This is a genomic window from Halorubrum distributum JCM 10118 (assembly GCF_000337335.1).
GTDB classification, from domain to species: domain Archaea; phylum Halobacteriota; class Halobacteria; order Halobacteriales; family Haloferacaceae; genus Halorubrum; species Halorubrum distributum.
This window is the reverse complement of the sequence record NZ_AOJN01000022.1, coordinates 1-15,399: the sequence shown is the minus strand read 5'-3', so window position 1 is coordinate 15,399 and position 15,399 is coordinate 1. Positions and strand designations below refer to the sequence as shown.

The following is a 15,399-nucleotide window of genomic DNA, read 5'->3' as shown; positions in this document are numbered from 1 at the left end:
TCCCTCGATGCGGTGCTTCTGCGGCGTATCGCCCTCGCGACAGCGTGGCGCGTAGCGCCACGGGCAACCGGCGGCTTCGCCGCCGGTGACTGCCCTTTTGAATCCCGCCCCGCACCGCCCCGCACAGCACCTCTCACCTCCCCAGCCTCGTCGCTGGCACCCTCCGCTTCGCTCCGGGGCCAGCGACTCCCTCGCGGACTGGCTCGCGGCCGCCGGTGGCGGCCGCTCGCAGGCGCGCCACCGCACTCTCTATTTATAACCACTCGTCGCTGTCGCTCACGGCTATTTAAATAGCGTTTCGTCGCCACGAGTCTGTGATACCCACTCCCGCACTCGATCAAAAAGCGGCCCCGTCGATCGGATTTTTCAGGCGAGAGCCTGTCTAAAATGGAATTCCAACGGCCTCCAGAGGTCGATACGTCCCTGTACGGTCGTCAGGCCAGAACCGCCTCGTACACGACGTTCACCGAGACGCGTACGCTGACGTCGCCGGTCTCGACGGCGGTGGAGGCGCCCGCGTCGCCGCCGGCCGCCGCGTCGTAGCTCTCCCTGACGTACGGCTGCGACCCCGACTGCGCCGTCGACACCTCGTAGACGCCGGACACCTCGAGCCCGCTGGCGTTCGCGAGCGCGGCCGCGTCGTCGTCCGCGTTCGACATCGCCTGCGCGATCGCCTCCTCGCGGACCTCCCGCTCGGTCTCCTGGCTCAGTCCGAACTCGATCCGCTGGACCTCGTCCGCGCCCGCGTCGATCGCGACGTCGATGACCTCGCCGACGGCGTCGACGTCGTCAAGTTCGATCGCGTACTGGTGGATCCCTTCATACCGCGTTCGGTTCGGGTCGTCGCGGGTCTCGTAGCTCTCGCGGACGTCGTACCGCTCCGTCCGGATGGCGTCCTCGTCGAGCCCCCAGTCGGTCAGCGCCGTTCGGAGCTCCCCTTCGCCGGCGGCCAGCTCGTCGCGCACGGCCGCGGCGTCGTCGCCGGTCGCGGTGACCGCGACGCGGAGCGTGGCGCGGTCCGGCGCGGACGTCGCCTCGCCGCTGGCCGTCACTTCGATGCTCCGTTCCAGTTGCGCGTCGTCGCCGCCGTCCGTGGGGGTCGCCGTCCCCGCGAACCCCGTACAGCCGGCCAGCGCGACGAGCGCCGCGATGCCGATGAGTGCCGTCAGTCGCCTGTTCATACCCGTCCGATGGATCGCGGACACCTATAAAACGCCGATAGCACAAAGAGCCGCTTTCGCTATCGCGCGCCGTCGCCGTCGGCCGCGTCCTCATCGTCCGCCTCGTCTGCCGCCTCCTCGTCCGCCTCCTCGTCCGCCTCGTCGTGGTCCGCGATGAACGCGTCGTCGAGGTGCGGCTGCTCGTCGGCGGGGCCCTCGTCCGCGTCGCTCTCCGCCGCTTCGTCGTCGCCACCCTCGTCCGCGTCGTCGAAAACGGCGTCGACGGCCGCGTCCGCGGCGTCCGCCGAACCTTCGACACCGATCGCGTCCGCGGCGCCGGATCCCCCGTTCGCGCCAGCGCCGTCGCCGCGGTCGGAGCCGTGGGTCCCGGCGGCCCGCACGTCGGTGCCCTCCGACTGCTCCGGGTCGCGCTCGACGCCGCCCGACATGTCGGTCGCCCGGCGGCCGGAGCCGAACAGCCGCTCGCGAAGGGACCGGCTGCTGGGGCGCTCGGTGAGCAGCACGGCGGCGTCGACGTCGTGGATCACGTCGAGGTGCAGCGAGTTCGAGACGAGCCGCGAGAGCAGCCCCTTCTCGGTGGCGCCGATGATGACGAGGGTCTTGTCGACGGACGCGTCGCAGATGCCCGCCTCCACGTCGCCGCCGTCGTCGACCACGAACTCGGCGTCTTCGAGGCCGTGTTCCTCGGCCCAGTTCGCGAGGAACAGCTCGCCCTGTCCCCGCTTCTCGGGGCCGTCGACCACGTGGAGCAGCGTCACGTCGGCGTCGGTGGTGTCGGCGAGCACCTTCGCGACCTCCGCGCTCAGGTCCGAGTCCGGACCGCCGGAGGTCGGGATGAGGATCCGCGAGGTGTCCAGCTCGTGCTCGTTGAGGATGAGGAAGTCGCAGGGGAGCTGGTTGGTGAGCTCGTCGATGGGGCGCTCGGCGCGGGCGGCGCTCCACAGCTGGTCGTCGCCCCAGCCCATCAGCACCGCGTCCGGACGGGTCCGGCGGGCCATGTTGAACACCTCCTCGAACGAGCGGTGCGAGACGACCGTCGAGGTCGACACCTCGACGTCGTACTCCGCTGCGGTCGACCGGAGGTCGTCCATTCCCTGGGCGGAGACGTTCGCGATCCGCTGGCCCGCGTCCCCCGAGGAGAGCGACATGCGCTCGGGCGCCTGGACAACGTGAACGATGTGGACGACGCCGTCCTCGTGGCTGCTCGCGAGCCGCGCAGCCAGCTCGACGATCGGGCCGTCAGTCCGGGGGTTCGTGATCGGCACCATGATCCGGTACCCCTCGCCCGCGAACAGCGTCGCCTCGGTGGCGTCTAAGATCGGGACGTACGAGCGACCGGCCGCGCGGCCGAACACCCACTCGGGGACCGTCAGGCGACGGCTGACGCCCTCGAAGCGCGCCTCCTCGAGCCGCTCCTCGCTGGTCTGGAAGTAGTTGACGAGCGTGACCAGCACGACCCCCCCGATGGTGTTCCCGAGTAACACCGGGATCACGAAGCCGACGATCCCGGAGTAGAGGCTGATCTCGGCGCCGTACAGCGGGATGTTATACTCGAAGAACAGGTAGAGCACCTCGGTGAAGGAGACGACCACGTGGAACAGGTCGCCGAGCGGGATCGCGAGGAACGCGAGGTAGACGACAAGCATCCGGCTCACGGAGTCGGTGGAGGCGAAGCCGACCCAGACGACGCCGGCGACGATCAGCCCCGCCATCGCGGCCTTAAAGAACAGCGGCACGGCGCCGACGCTGAACCCCCCCTCGGAGATGTACAGCGCCGCGTCGACGGTGTCGCCCGTGAAGACGCCGCCGTACGACAGCACGAGCGCGCCGATCCCGCCGCCGACGAAGTTGCCCGCGAGCACGATCGTCCAGTGGCGGAGGAGCGTGGGGAGGCTCGCGAGCCGTTCGAGCGTCAGCGCCACCGGCGGCAGCGTGTTCTCGGTGTACAGCTGGTAGCCGCCGATGATTATGTAGATGAACCCGAGGGGGTACAGCAGCACGCTCAGGATGGGGTGGGAGTCGGTCGACGCCGTCAGCGAGGCGTACAGCATGAACGTGATCGTGATCGCCAGCCCGGCGGCGAGCCCGCTGAAGAAGAGCTCTCGGCTCCCCGAGGTCACCTCCTCGTCCGCGGCCGCGATGATCCGCTGGAACACCTCGTCCGAGGAGAATCGGTCCCGGACGGCCTCGCCGACCGCGGGCGCGCCGCTCCGGGACCGCTCGACGACCTCCCGCATCGAATCGTCGTCGGGTTGCTCTGAGTCGGTCACTGGCGGAGCCCACGACGGCCCGATAAAAATCACTTGCTCTTCGGGTCACGCGGGGAAAACTGACCGAACGGCTGGCGATCGGCGGAACCCGCCAGCGGGGCGCTCAGGCCCGTTCGACGGTCACCGTGCGGACCTCAACGGCGACCTCGCGGTCGACGACCGTCTCGATCCGGTCGTCGAGCGCGGGCGCTGTCCCCTCGACGGTGCTGCCGGGCGGTACGCCCACGGTTATCACCACCCGGTCCGTTTCGAGCGGCGGGACGGTCCCGGTCCGTTCGACGGTCAGTTCGAGCAGTTCGAACTCCGAGTCGATCGCGGTCAGTTCGTCGGTCGCGGCGGCGCGGATGTCCGTCTCGGTGGTCGAGGCGACGTACGATTCGTAGGTGACGCCGCCGAGGAACACCGAGAGCAGCGCGATGGCGACCGCCAGCACGGCGACGCGCTTGAGGAACGCGGCGCGCGCCTCGTCCTCGCGGAACCACCGCTGGGGCCGGTACCCCTCGTACCACAGCACGACCAGCGCCGAGAGGTTGATCGAGAGGACGTTCACCGCGACGATGACGCCCGCGCCGATCACGAGCTGGGGGATCCGGAAGGCGATCCCGATGCCGACCGCGGCCGCGGGCGGAATGAGCGCCACCGCGATCATCACGCCGACCAGCGTCGCCGAGACGCCCGTCATCAGCGAGACGATGCCCGCGATCCCGGCGCCGACCGCGACGACCAAGACGAGGACGTTCGGCGCGAGCCGCTCCGACACCTCCGCGAGTTCGAGCGGGTCGAGCCCGGGCGGGACCAAGGCGAGCGAGCGCAGCGCGAACGCGAACAGCGTCGCAGCGAGGATCGCGACCGCGACGCCCAAGATCTGCATCCGCACCCCGCGCCGGAACAGCGCCTCGTCGTCGACGACGGTCCCGATCGCGGCCGACATCGCCGGGCCGATGAGCGGCGCGATCACCATCGATCCGACCACGGTCGCGGGCGAGTCGAGCAGGAGCCCCGCCGTGGCGATCACCGCGGAGATGACCGTCATCAGCACGTACGTCCCGAGCCCGGAGGCGAGGCCGTCGGCCTTCGCCTGGAGCTCCTCGCGCGAGATGCGGTCGCCACCGCGCTCGGACTCCTCCTCGTACTCCTCTTCGAGCGCCTCGAACCGCCGCGAGATGACAGTCTCGGCCGCGACGATGACGGTGTAGGTGCTCTCGTCGATCCCCGCCTCTCGCAGCCGGTCGAGCACCGGCTCGACGGCGGCGGTCGGGAGCGGGAACGTCGCGACCGCGGTGTACTCCCGGCCGCTCGTCTCGTCGGTGACGACGTAGTCGACCCCCTCGTCGTCGAGCGCACGGACGACCGCCGCCCGCTTACCAGCCGGAATCATGACCTGAACGAGTCGCACGGTCCCCGGTCGCACCGACGGCTCTTATAAGATCGGCACGCGCCGCGGCCCCGGGCGCGACTCCGCGGCCACGAGAAACGGAACTTTAATGCGCGAATCGCTCGCACCTCCAGCCAAGAATGCTCTCGCCGCTGGTCATCGACACGTTCCTGCTCAACTACCACCTCGGGCACATCCTCCTGTTCGGGCTCCTCGTGTCGCTTCTGGGGGCAGCGCCGCTGAAGTCCCAGAAGGTCATCGCGTCGATTCTGGCCGTCTTCGGGGTCATCTTCCTGATGGCGCCGTACACGACGATGCCGCCGACGTTCATCCTCCTCGGCATCCCGCTCGTCCTGGTCGGGACGCTGCTGTGGACGATGGCCCGCTGAGGCTGCCGATCGACGCCGAACGGAGCGCCCGACCGAACCACCCTCGACGCGTCGGAACCCATCTCTCTTCGGCCGACCGCGAGGGCTTCCGTCGCCCTCTCGCTATCTGTTCGATCCCGCTCCTTTTTGCCCCCCGAGAGACACTCCCCGCCATGGTAACGGTACGGGCCCCCGCGACGAGCGCGAACCTCGGGAGCGGCTTCGACGTGTTCGGGGCGGCGCTCTCGCGGCCGGCGGACGTCGTCACCGTCGAGAAGGCGGCCGAGACGACGATCGAGGTCACGGGGGTCGGGGCGCAGTACATCCCGGAGGACCCCGAGAAGAACACCGTCGGCGCCGTCGTCGAGGCGCTCGACGCGCCCGCGCGGATCCACATCGACAAGGGCGTGCGCCCGGCCTCCGGGCTCGGCTCCTCGGCCGCGAGCGCCGCGGGCGCCGCGGTCGCGCTCAACCGGCTCTACGACCGCGGGCGCTCCCGGGAGGAGCTGGTCCCGATCGCCGCTGAGGGCGAGGCCGTCGTCTCCGGGGTCGCGCACGCCGACAACGTCGCCCCCTCGATCCTCGGCGGGTTCACCGTGACGACCGCGGACGGAACGCGGTCGGTCGACGCCGCGATCCCGCTGGTCGTCTGTCTTCCGGACGTGGCGGTCTCGACCCGCGACGCGCGCCGGGTCGTCCCCGAGAGCGCTTCGATGGAGGAACTGGTCGAGACGGTCGGCAACGCGGCGACGCTCGCGATCGGGATGTGCCGCTCGGACCCCGACCTCGTCGGCCTCGGGATGAGCGACCCCGTGGTCACGCCGGAGCGCGCCCGCCTCATCACCGGCTACGACGAGGTCCGCGGGCGCGCCTTCGACGCGGGCGCGACCGGCGTCACCGTCAGCGGCGCCGGCCCCGCGGTGATCGCCGCCTGCCGCGAGCGCGACCGCCGCGACGTCGCCGCCGGGATGCTCGACGCCTTCGCCGGCGCCGGTATCGAAGCCCGGGCGTATCAGACCCGGATCGGCCGCGGCGCGACGTTCCTCGCGGACTGAGCGGCGCCGGGCGGCCGCCGAGCCGACGACCCGAGTAGCGACCAGCGACGGCGCCGGGCGGTAGACGCCCGCGAGCGACCGAGTACCGATCAGCGGCGGCGCCGGGCGGAAGCCATATATGATGCGGGAAAACATAAGATTAGACGAGTCAAAAAATTGGATGTGACTTCTGATATGCCTACTGAACGCAACGACGACCGAGCGGTGACGCGACGCGACGCGGTGCGCGCCGGGGCGGCGACGGCGCTGGCCTCCGTCGCCGGCTGTACGTCGCTCCCGGGCGCGCCGGTGGGGTCCGGCCGGGCCGAAGGCGACGACGGGGGACCGGTCGCCGTGGCCTCCTTCTTCAGCTTCTACGACTTCGGCCGCCAGATCGCGGAGGAGACCCCGCTGACCGTCGAGAACCTCGTTCCGACGGGGCTCCACGGCCACGGCTGGGAGCCGAACGCGAGCATCACCCGGCGGATCATCGAGGCGGACGCGTTCGTCCACGTCGGCGAGGACTTCCAGCCGTGGGCCGATCGCGCCATTCAGACGCTCGAGGCCGACGGCGCGGACACCGCGCTGATAAACGCCCGGGAAGGGGTCGACCTCGTGGACCTCGCCGCGTCGCTCGACCGCGACGAGGAGGGCGTCGGCGCCGAGCGCGGGAAGGACCCGCACTTCTGGCTGGACCCGCGGCGCGCGAAGCGGTCTGTCGACAACATCGCCGAGGGGTTCGCGGCGGTGGCTCCGGACCACGCGGACCGGTTCCGCGAGAACGCGGGACGGTACAAAAGCGAGGTGCTCGACCGCATCGACGCGGACTACCAAGCGATCTTCGACCGCTCGGACCGCGACGTGGTCCAGCTGGCCGCGCACAACGCCTTCCAGTACATCGGGGTGCGGTACGGCGTCCGGATGCGGCCGCTGGTGACCAGCCTCGCGGCGAGCGGGGACGTCAAGCCCGCGGACATCCGGGAGGCGACGCGAGTCATCCGCGAGAACGACATCCGATACATCGCCAACGGCGTCTTCGAGTCGCAGCGGCCGGCCAAGCAACTCGTCCGGGAGACCGCCGTCGAGGCCTACTTCCCCGCCACGCCGTACGCCGGGGTCCGCGACGAGTGGGTCGCGGAGGACTGGGGCTACGAGGAGATCGCGTACAACATCAACATGCCGACCTTCGAGATCGTCCTCGGAAACGAGACGCCGGAGGCCGCGGCGCCGACCGACGGCTGGGTCGACGAGTGGCGGAACTTCGAACCGGTATGAGCGCGAACGACGCGGACCGCGCGACCGTCACGGGAAGCACCGAACGCGAGACCGCGACCGCCGTCTCGGAGGCAGAGGGCCCGATCGTCGACCTCTCCGGCGTCACCTTTGGTTACACGGCGACGCCGGTCGTCGAGGACGTGTCGCTGGCGGTCGAGTCCGGCGAGTACGTCGCCGTCGTGGGCCCGAACGGCTCCGGGAAGTCGACGCTGATGCGGCTCATGCTCGGGCTGCTCGGTCCCGACACCGGGACAGCCCGGCTGTTCGGCGAGGACGCCGCTGGGTTCAACGACGGCGAGCGCGTCGGCTACGTCGCCCAGCGGGCCACCGCCGCCGAGGACATGCCCATCACCGTCCGCGAGGTGGTGAAGATGGGCCGGTTCCCGTATCTCGGCGTCGACCGGCTGACCGACGGCGCGCTCGCAGACGAGTTCGCCGCCGACCCCGTCAACACGGCGCGGCGGACCGCCAACGTCGTCACGGGGCGGCTCACCGCCGACGACTGGGAGATCGTCGACGACGCCCTCGCGACCGTCGGGATGAGCGCGTTCGCCGACCGGCGCATCGGGCGGCTCTCCGGCGGCCAGCGCCAGCGGGTGTTCATCGCCCGGGCGCTGGCCGGCGAGGCCGACCTGCTGGTCTTAGACGAGCCGACCGTCGGCGTCGACGCCGAGTCCGTCGACGCGTTCTACGACCTGCTCGGCGCGCTCAACGAGGCGGGCATCACCGTGGTCCTCATCGAACACGACCTCGGCGCGGTCGCCGAGCACGCCGACCGCGTCGTCTGTCTCAACCGCGAGGTGTACTTCGACGGCCCGACCGACGAGTTCGTCGAGAGCGACGCCTTGGCGCGAGCGTTCGGAACCGAGGCGCGCTTCCTGACGCGGGGTGGCGAATGAGCGACCCGCTGACCGCCGCGGTCCTCGCGTGGCTCCTCGCCGCGGTCGACCAGTCCCTGACCCTCGCCGCGGTCGACCAGTCGCCGGCGCTCGCGTTACAGGGCGGCCTCGGCGGCGTCGGAGAGGTCGTCTTCGGCGTCCTGCTGTGGGCGTTAGACCAGTGGTACTGGCTGATGGACTGGGCGTACTACTCCACCGGGCTGGAGATGCTGGACCCCCGCTATCGGTACATGCACCGGGCGTTACTCGTCGGTCTCTGCGTCGGCGTGATGGCGCCGCTCATCGGGACCTTCCTCGTCCACCGACAGCTCGCGCTCATCGGGGACGCGCTGGCGCACACCGCCTTCGCCGGGGTCGCGGTCGGGCTCTTCCTCAACGCCGTCATCGACCTGGGGGTGTCACCGTACCTCACCGCGGTCGTCGTGGCGATGATCGCCGCGCTGTTCATCGAGCTCATCTCCGAGACGACGGACGCGTACAACGACGTCTCGATGGCGATCGTCCTCTCGACGGGGTTCGCGCTGGGGACGACGCTGATTAGCCTCAACGCCGGCGGGCTCGCCGTCGGGGTGAACCAGTATCTCTTCGGCAACCTCTCGACGGTGTCGCCGCAGAGCGCCGGGATCCTGCTGGTGCTGTTCGTCGTCATCGTCGGAACCGTGGCGGTGACCCGGAATCAGCTCCTGTACGTGACCTTCGACGAGACCGCGGCCGCCGTCTCCGGGATCCCCGTCAACTGGTACAACCGCGTGATGGTGATGTTGACGGCGATGGTCGTCGTCGGCGCGATGCAGATCATGGGCGTCATCCTCGTCGCGGCGATGCTCGTCGTCCCCGTGGCGGGCGCGACGCAGGTCTCTCGCAGCTTCACCGAGTCGCTCGTCGTCTCGGTGGTCCTCGCCGAGCTCGCGGTCCTCCTCGGCATCGGCGTCGCCTACTACGGCGGCGTCACCGCCGGCGGGGTCATCGTGCTCATCGCCGTGGGGATCTACGTCTGTGCGGTCGCGATCGGGAAGCTTCAGTCGGCCCGCGGCGAGCGAGAGACCAGCGAGATGGGGGGCATCGAGACCGACGGCGCCGACGGCGGCATCGGAACCGGGGGTGACCGACCGTGACGGCCGACGAGGGGGACCGCGCGCTCGTCCCCCGGCTCACTCGTTCTGAACGAACGCGCCCGAGCAGTCGTACTCGATCAGCTCGAACTCGTTCGCGGCCTGAACGCTCCCGTTGTAGGGGTTGGTCCGCTCGTACGCCTGGTAGACGGTCACGTTTGCGACGGCCGTCTCGTGGGTGCGGTTCCAGTTCCCGCAGAGGTAGTTCGCGAGGTACGAGCGGTGGTTCTCGTTGTCGGCGCCGTAGACGTTCTTGAGGTACTTCCGCCAGCGCGAGGTCGGATAGGTGGTCTCCGCGCGCGCCGGCCTGTCGAAGGTAACCGCCGCGTCCCGCAGCACGTCCCGTTGGGTCCCGTCTTCGAGCGTCCCGACCGCGACGTACCACCGCGTCGTGCGGATCGGGTCGGGCGCGAACATCTGCCACGACTGGTCCATCTCGGCGGCGTCCAGGGCGTCGTCGGCGGGCTCCGGAACCTCGGCGTAGCCGACCGACGCCGCGCTCGACAGGAGGATCAAGACGAGGAAGACGTAGGGAAGGACCGTCGAGAAGAGGACGCGTCCGCGGGCGAGACCCGCGGCGAGGTCACTACCGCGGAGGTCACCGAGACGCTCCGACGGGGCCGGTCGGGGAAGCGACGCGCCGGCCGAGAGGGCCGTCCTCGCCAGGGATTCGAAGCGGGCCCGCCAGCGCGCGAGCGCCGTCGACCAGTTCAGTCGGTCTGCGGCGCGCTCTATGGCGTCCCAGACGGGCGTCTGGAGGAACGGGATGTACCCGACAACGACGACTATCGGGAAGAGGCCGACCCGTATCGTGACCGCCATCCCGAGGTGCATGCCGACGAACAGCGAGGCGAGGGCGGCGCGCGGAATCCCCGTGAGCAGGAGCAACAGCGGCGACGCGAACAGCAGGGCGACCCACAGGAGCGTGAACACCCGCAGGAGTCCGGTGAACTCGGCCAGGTAGTTACCGAGGAGGTAGGTGAACTGGTCGGCCTGCATGACGTACGCGACCGCCTCCCCGCTCATCCAGACCTCGCTCGCGTACTTGTGGACGGAGTTCGTCAGGTACATCACCAGTATCTGCAGCAGGACCGCCATCGTGGCGACGCTCGCCACGGAGGCGGTCGCGGCGGACTCAGCGCCGGCTCCCCGGTCCGCTCGCCTGACCGCGTCGACCGACCAGCGGGCGCCGAGCGGGAGGAAGACGCTCCAGAAGAGCAGCATGCGAAGCAGGGTGTCGCCCGAGTTCAACACCATCGGGTTCCGGGCGTGGAGCGACACCAGCAGCACCCACGAGACGAGCGTCACGAGTCGCGTTCGGTACCCGACGACCAGCGCGAGCGCGAAGGCGCCGGCGACCGCGAACGACAGGGCCACGGCCCACGGCTCGCCGGAGAGCGCGTGTAGCGAGTGGCTCGTCGAGTAATCCGAGAGGAACGCCCGGAGCGGCAGCACCCCGTAGTCGGTGTAGAAGGCGGTCAGCGATCGCGAGCGCAGGAGCAGGTCGACGATCACCAGGGTTCCGAGCCCGATCCGGAACGCGGCGAGCGCCCGCAGGTCGACCGAGACTCGCGCGGCGACCGCGGCCGCAAGCCGTCGAACGGCGGCGGTGAGCCGCGACCGGACGGTCGAGGCGGAGGGGTTTCCAGCCATGCTCTTTTGATCCAACTTGTTGGAGACGCCGAGGGACCGGTATAAGTTTTCCGTGCGACGGGGCCGCCCCGGTCTCGGGCGTCCGCGGGACGAGCGTCGGCTCCACCGGAATCCTGAACTGCGACGGCCGCGTACGTCCGACAGGTGATGGACGAGGACATCCCGGAGGACGCCGCGATCGTGCTCTTCGACGGCGTCTGTAACCTCTGTAACGGGTTCGTACAGTACATCTTCCCCCGCGACCCGGAGGGCAAGTACCGGTTCGCCTCGCTCCAGTCCGACGTGGGACAGGCCCTCTTGGCCGAACACGACCTCGCGACCGAGGAGCTGGATTCGATCGTCCTGATCGAGGGCGGCGAGAGCTACGTGAAGTCGTCGGCGATCATCCGGATCGCGACGGGGCTCGGCGGCCGCTACCGGCTGCTCTCGCCGTTCCGCTACGTGCCCGAGGCGGTCCGCGACCGCGTGTACGACTTCGTCGCCGACAACCGGTACCGCTGGTTCGGGAAGAAGGACCGGTGTATGATGCCCTCGGGGGACGTGGAGTCGCGGTTCATAGAGTGAGTCGCAGGCTCGGTGTGAGCGGAGGGGCGCGCCCCGGCGTCCGGTCCCGCTCCGGCCGCGTTCAGTCCCCGTCGCGCCGCTCGTACGTGAGGAACGCGAGGTCGCCGTCGGCCTCGCGGTCGCGTTCGGCCCACGCCTCGGAGTCCCACTCCGGGAACCGCGTGTCGCCGTCGGGGCGCTCCGGGATCTCGGTGAGAACCATCCGGTCCGCGCGCTCCAGGTACGCCTCGTACACCGTCGCGCCCCCGATGACGTAGACGGCGTCGACGCCGCGGGCGGCGGCGTCCGCCTTCGCACGGGAGAGCGCCGACTCCACGTCGTGCGCGACGACCGCGCCCTCGGGAAGGTCAGCGTCGTCGATGGGGCGGGTCGTCAACACGACGCTCGTCCGGTCGGGGAGCGGGCCGCCGATCCGGTCGGCGATGCGCTCGTACGTCTTCCGGCCGACGATCACAGGGTGGCCGGTCGTCAGTCGCTTGAAGTGCGCCAAGTCCGCGGGGTAGTGCCACGGCATCCCGTCGTCGTTCCCGATCACGCCGTTCTCCGCGACGGCGGCGACGAGGACGATCTCCGGGTCGGCGTCTCCGACCCCTGAACCGCCGGAATCCGCGCCAGCCATCACTCCGCGACCGCGAACGAGATGCCGTCCGCGGAGTCGTAGTCGACGACCTCGACGTCGTCGTACGTCAGCTCGTCGAGCGGCTTGTCCGCGACCTCAATGCGGGGGCGGTCGCGGGGCGTCCGCGAAAGCTGTTCGAGCAGGCCGGGCACGTGGTCGTACCCCTCCTGGCCGTTCGGCTCGTCAGGGGCGGTGCGCTCGACCCAGCTCTTCACGTCGAGGTAGTCGTCCTTGGTCTCGACGTTGCCGAGGCGCTCCTGAACGTAGCGGAGGTTGTTGGCGTACCACTTCCCGCGGTCGCCGCGGCCGCAGTAGACGTGCGCGTCGACGACGGTGTGGCCGAACTCCCCGACCTCGAAGCCGGTCCGCTGGGCGAGCGCGTTCGCGAGCAGCGCGTACGCCGCGATGTTGAACGGGACGCCGAGGGCGATGTCGCCCGAGCGCTGCGTGAGGTGGAGGTTGAGGCGGCCGTCCTGGACGTTCACCACGAAGGTGTAGTGGCAGGGCGGCAGCGTCGAGACGGCGGCGTTCGCCGGATGCCACGCGTTCACGACCATCCGCCGGGAGTGGGGGTTCTCTTCGAGGGTGTCGAGGACGTACTGAATCTGGTCGAACGTGCGCCGCGTCGTCCCGTCGGCGTCCTCCTCGACGGTGACCCAGCGGTGGGCGTCGTCGGGCCACGTCTCGCCGGGGAGCGCGGCGTCGGTCTCCGGGACCGGGTAGCGGCGCCAGAACCGACCGTAGGCGGTGTCGAGCTTCCCCTCCTCGTCGGCCCAGGCGTCCCATATCTTCGTCTCCTCGCGGAGGTTCCGGATGTGCTCCTCGCCGGAGAGGTACCAGAGCACCTCGTGGATGAGCGAGTTCCACCGGTAGCCGTCCATCTTCTTCGTGGTCAGGAGTGGGAACCCCTCCGCGAGGTCGACGGTGTACTGCCCGCTGAACGTCGCGATGGTGTCGACGCCGGTTCGGTTCGGCTTGTAGGTGCCGGTCGAGAGCGCCTCGTCGACGAGGTCGAGGTACTGTTGCATGGTGGGGTGCGCGCGCCGGGATCGGTCGCCGGCGCGGACTGTTATCTGGTCAAACGAGGCGGGAAAAGTAAGCGCGTCGGTCCGACGGTCGAGGGCAACTCGTCGGCCGCGGCCTCATCGGTACCGGTCGGGAAGGTACGGGTCGAGAGATGAGGGGAGCAGCGGGATCACGGCCGCCGCGATCTCCGCGAGTCGCCGGCGGAGAACGGTGTACGCGACCGCGACGGCCAGCGTCCCGATCACGATCTGTCGGAGGGGGCTGTCGACCAGGAGGAGCAGGGGGACACCCAGCCCGACCGAGAGCGCGAGGTCCTCGACCGCGCCGTCGTACCGGACGCCGCGCCGCGGCGCGATCCACTTCTCGCGGTGGTGGTCGTACACCGCGCGGTCGGAGTTGCCCTCCCACGGGCGGAGCTCCAGCCCGCCCCCGTACATGTCGGCGACGCTGTGGAGCGCCGCGCCGAGGAGGAAGAAGGCGACGCCGACGGTGAGCGTCGACGGCGCGTCCACGGCCGCGAGGAGCGCGGGGACGGCGAGGACGGAGTAGTAGACGGGGTAGTGGAGCGTCCGCCGGTGGCCGGTGTACATGTCGAGGTCGGGGAAGAGCCCGCCGAGGAAGCCGGCGGCGAACCCGACGGGCGCCAGCTCCGGCGCTGCCCGCACCAGCGGGGCCGCGAGCAGCATCCCCGCCAGCACGTGGGTCGGAAGCATCATCGTACCGGAACGCAGGCGACAGAAATATATGAGCGTGTCGGCGCCGCGACCGCGGTCGACCCCGGCGCAGCGACCTCCTGTGGCGCCTCGACGGCCGCTTTCGCGGTTCGTTTATATACCGCCGGCCGAACCGAGGCGTATGCTCATGACGCCGGGACCGACCGCGGTCCCCGAATCGGTGCGCGACGCGATGTCCCGCGAGCTGATCAACCCCGACGTGGACCCGCGGTTCCGGGAGACCTACGACCGGCTCACGGAGCGACTGGCGACGGTCTACGGGGTCGACTCGGGCGGAGACGCCGACCGCGACGTCGTCGCCCTCGGCGGCGAAGGGATCCTGGGGCTGGAGGCGGCGGTCGCCTCGCTGGTCGAGCCGGGCACCGAGGTGCTCTGTCTGTCGAACGGGCTCTACGGCGAGGGGTTCGCCGACTTCGTGGAGTCGTACGGCGGCGAGGCGACGCTCGTCGCGGCCGAGCACGACGAGCCGCTGCCGCTCGACGCCCTCGAAGCGAGGTTGGCGGCCGCCGACGCTGACTTCGACCTCGTCACGATGGTCCACTGCGAGACGCCCACGGGGACGCTCAACGACGTTGGGAGCGCGCTCGACCGGATCGAGGATGCGGACCGGGAGCTCCTGACGGTCGTCGACGCCGTCTCCTCGCTCGGCGGCGTGGAGGTCCCGACCGACCGGATCGACGTCTGCCTCGGCGCCTCCCAGAAGTGTTTCAGCGCGCCGCCGGGGCTCGCGACGGCCGCGGTGAGCGACCGCGCGTGGGCCGCGATGGAGGCGCGCGACCCGCACTCGCTGTACGCGAACTTCCTCCCGTTCCGCGACGTGAGCGACGGGTTCCCGTACACGCACCTGACGACCGAGGTCGTCGCGCTCGACGCGGCGCTCGGGCTGCTGCTGGACGAGGGCCTCGACGCGGTACGGGAGCGACACGAGACGGCCGCGGCCCGGTGCCGCGAGCGCGGCGCGGAGCTGGGACTGGAGCCGGTTCCCGACCCGGAGCGCAGTTCGCCGACGGTGACCGCCTTCGAGGTCCCCGGTCGGGCCGAGGCGCTTCAGGAGCGGCTGCGCGAGGAGCACGACGTGATCCTCGCGACGGGACTGGGCGAAGACGCGGGCGACGTCCTCCGGATCGGTCACATGGGCCACAACGCGCGGGTCGAGCGCGTCGACGAGACGATGGACGCGCTCGCCGACGTTTTATAAATACGCTCTTCTGTAGGAGATTGTTGATACTGCTGAGCTGCTGCTGTCGAGTCGAAGAGGACAAGGACACCGCGTCAGCGGTGTCCGACAC

General features: G+C 70.2%; 14 protein-coding genes. 7 read left to right on the top strand and 7 right to left on the bottom strand.

The features are described 5' to 3' along the window. Window positions 1–434: 434 nt before the first annotated feature. The 3 genes from C466_RS03655 to C466_RS03645 form a co-directional block, all read right to left on the bottom strand. Complete coding sequence (locus tag C466_RS03655; RefSeq protein WP_004595354.1) at window positions 435–1,181, bottom strand: SIMPL domain-containing protein; 747 nt, start codon at window positions 1,179–1,181, stop codon at window positions 435–437. 59 nt (window positions 1,182–1,240) lie between these two features. Continuing rightward, window positions 1,241–3,451 (bottom strand): formate/nitrite transporter family protein, encoded by a 2,211-nt coding sequence (locus tag C466_RS03650; RefSeq protein WP_004595355.1) that lies wholly within the window; start codon window positions 3,449–3,451, stop codon window positions 1,241–1,243. 103 nt (window positions 3,452–3,554) lie between these two features. Continuing rightward, the gene (locus C466_RS03645; protein WP_004599574.1) at window positions 3,555–4,829 is read right to left on the bottom strand and encodes a TIGR00341 family protein; all 1,275 of its coding nucleotides are present in this window, start codon (window positions 4,827–4,829) and stop codon (window positions 3,555–3,557) included. A 137-nt stretch (window positions 4,830–4,966) separates the two neighbouring features. Between C466_RS03645 and C466_RS03640 the strand changes: the two genes are divergently transcribed. The 5 genes from C466_RS03640 to C466_RS03620 all read left to right on the top strand — a co-directional run bounded on the left by C466_RS03640 (window position 4,967) and on the right by C466_RS03620 (window position 9,517). Further along, the gene (locus C466_RS03640) at window positions 4,967–5,215 is read left to right on the top strand and encodes a hypothetical protein (protein ID WP_004599573.1); all 249 of its coding nucleotides are present in this window, start codon (window positions 4,967–4,969) and stop codon (window positions 5,213–5,215) included. A 152-nt stretch (window positions 5,216–5,367) separates the two neighbouring features. Then, window positions 5,368–6,249, top strand: a complete 882-nt coding sequence (locus tag C466_RS03635) for a homoserine kinase (RefSeq protein ID WP_004595357.1) — start codon at window positions 5,368–5,370, stop codon at window positions 6,247–6,249. Window positions 6,250–6,453: 204 nt separating this feature from the next. Then, window positions 6,454–7,503: a metal ABC transporter substrate-binding protein gene (locus tag C466_RS03630; RefSeq protein WP_004595358.1), complete on the top strand. Its 1,050-nt coding sequence runs from the start codon at window positions 6,454–6,456 to the stop codon at window positions 7,501–7,503. Then, window positions 7,500–8,402 (top strand): metal ABC transporter ATP-binding protein, encoded by a 903-nt coding sequence (locus C466_RS03625; RefSeq protein WP_004595359.1) that lies wholly within the window; start codon window positions 7,500–7,502, stop codon window positions 8,400–8,402. The genes C466_RS03630 and C466_RS03625 overlap by 4 nt, the downstream gene beginning before the upstream one ends. After that, window positions 8,399–9,517, top strand: coding sequence for a metal ABC transporter permease (locus C466_RS03620; protein WP_004595360.1), 1,119 nt, complete (start codon window positions 8,399–8,401; stop codon window positions 9,515–9,517). Before C466_RS03625 ends, C466_RS03620 begins: the two co-directional genes overlap by 4 nt. A gap of 36 nt (window positions 9,518–9,553) precedes the next feature. Here the strand turns inward: C466_RS03620 and C466_RS03615 are convergent, their stop codons facing one another. Next, entirely contained in the window at window positions 9,554–11,167 is a 1,614-nt protein-coding gene (locus C466_RS03615; protein WP_004599572.1) for an HTTM domain-containing protein, read from the bottom strand. Window positions 11,168–11,314: 147 nt separating this feature from the next. Between C466_RS03615 and C466_RS03610 the strand changes: the two genes are divergently transcribed. After that, entirely contained in the window at window positions 11,315–11,731 is a 417-nt protein-coding gene (locus tag C466_RS03610) for a thiol-disulfide oxidoreductase DCC family protein (RefSeq protein ID WP_004595362.1), read from the top strand. 61 nt (window positions 11,732–11,792) lie between these two features. On the opposite strand, the gene C466_RS03605 is transcribed toward C466_RS03610, so the two are convergent. The 3 genes from C466_RS03605 to C466_RS03595 form a co-directional block, all read right to left on the bottom strand. Continuing rightward, a complete protein-coding gene (locus C466_RS03605; protein WP_004595363.1) occupies window positions 11,793–12,350 on the bottom strand; it encodes a dihydrofolate reductase in 558 nt (185 codons plus the stop codon). Continuing rightward, window positions 12,350–13,378, bottom strand: a complete 1,029-nt coding sequence (thyA, locus tag C466_RS03600) for a thymidylate synthase (protein ID WP_004595364.1) — start codon at window positions 13,376–13,378, stop codon at window positions 12,350–12,352. Before thyA ends, C466_RS03605 begins: the two co-directional genes overlap by 1 nt. Window positions 13,379–13,492: 114 nt before the next feature. Continuing rightward, complete coding sequence (locus C466_RS03595; protein WP_004599571.1) at window positions 13,493–14,089, bottom strand: metal-dependent hydrolase; 597 nt, start codon at window positions 14,087–14,089, stop codon at window positions 13,493–13,495. A 142-nt stretch (window positions 14,090–14,231) separates the two neighbouring features. Between C466_RS03595 and C466_RS03590 the strand changes: the two genes are divergently transcribed. Beyond that, the gene (locus C466_RS03590; protein WP_004595366.1) at window positions 14,232–15,308 is read left to right on the top strand and encodes a pyridoxal-phosphate-dependent aminotransferase family protein; all 1,077 of its coding nucleotides are present in this window, start codon (window positions 14,232–14,234) and stop codon (window positions 15,306–15,308) included. Window positions 15,309–15,399: the final 91 nt, after the last annotated feature.

Excerpts from the sequence above, each read along its gene's own strand:
- C466_RS03595 (WP_004599571.1), bottom strand. The coding sequence starts at position 14,089 with ATGCTTCCGACCCACGTGCTGGCGGGGATGCTGCTCGCGGCCCCGCTG.
- C466_RS03625 (WP_004595359.1), top strand. The coding sequence starts at position 7,500 with ATGAGCGCGAACGACGCGGACCGCGCGACCGTCACGGGAAGCACCGAA.
- C466_RS03610 (WP_004595362.1), top strand. The coding sequence starts at position 11,315 with ATGGACGAGGACATCCCGGAGGACGCCGCGATCGTGCTCTTCGACGGC.
- C466_RS03645 (WP_004599574.1), bottom strand. The coding sequence starts at position 4,829 with ATGATTCCGGCTGGTAAGCGGGCGGCGGTCGTCCGTGCGCTCGACGAC.
- C466_RS03635 (WP_004595357.1), top strand. The coding sequence starts at position 5,368 with ATGGTAACGGTACGGGCCCCCGCGACGAGCGCGAACCTCGGGAGCGGC.
- C466_RS03655 (WP_004595354.1), bottom strand. The coding sequence starts at position 1,181 with ATGAACAGGCGACTGACGGCACTCATCGGCATCGCGGCGCTCGTCGCG.
- C466_RS03620 (WP_004595360.1), top strand. The coding sequence starts at position 8,399 with ATGAGCGACCCGCTGACCGCCGCGGTCCTCGCGTGGCTCCTCGCCGCG.
- thyA (WP_004595364.1), bottom strand. The coding sequence starts at position 13,378 with ATGCAACAGTACCTCGACCTCGTCGACGAGGCGCTCTCGACCGGCACC.
- C466_RS03615 (WP_004599572.1), bottom strand. The coding sequence starts at position 11,167 with ATGGCTGGAAACCCCTCCGCCTCGACCGTCCGGTCGCGGCTCACCGCC.
- C466_RS03640 (WP_004599573.1), top strand. The coding sequence starts at position 4,967 with ATGCTCTCGCCGCTGGTCATCGACACGTTCCTGCTCAACTACCACCTC.
- C466_RS03590 (WP_004595366.1), top strand. The coding sequence starts at position 14,232 with ATGCTCATGACGCCGGGACCGACCGCGGTCCCCGAATCGGTGCGCGAC.
- C466_RS03605 (WP_004595363.1), bottom strand. The coding sequence starts at position 12,350 with ATGGCTGGCGCGGATTCCGGCGGTTCAGGGGTCGGAGACGCCGACCCG.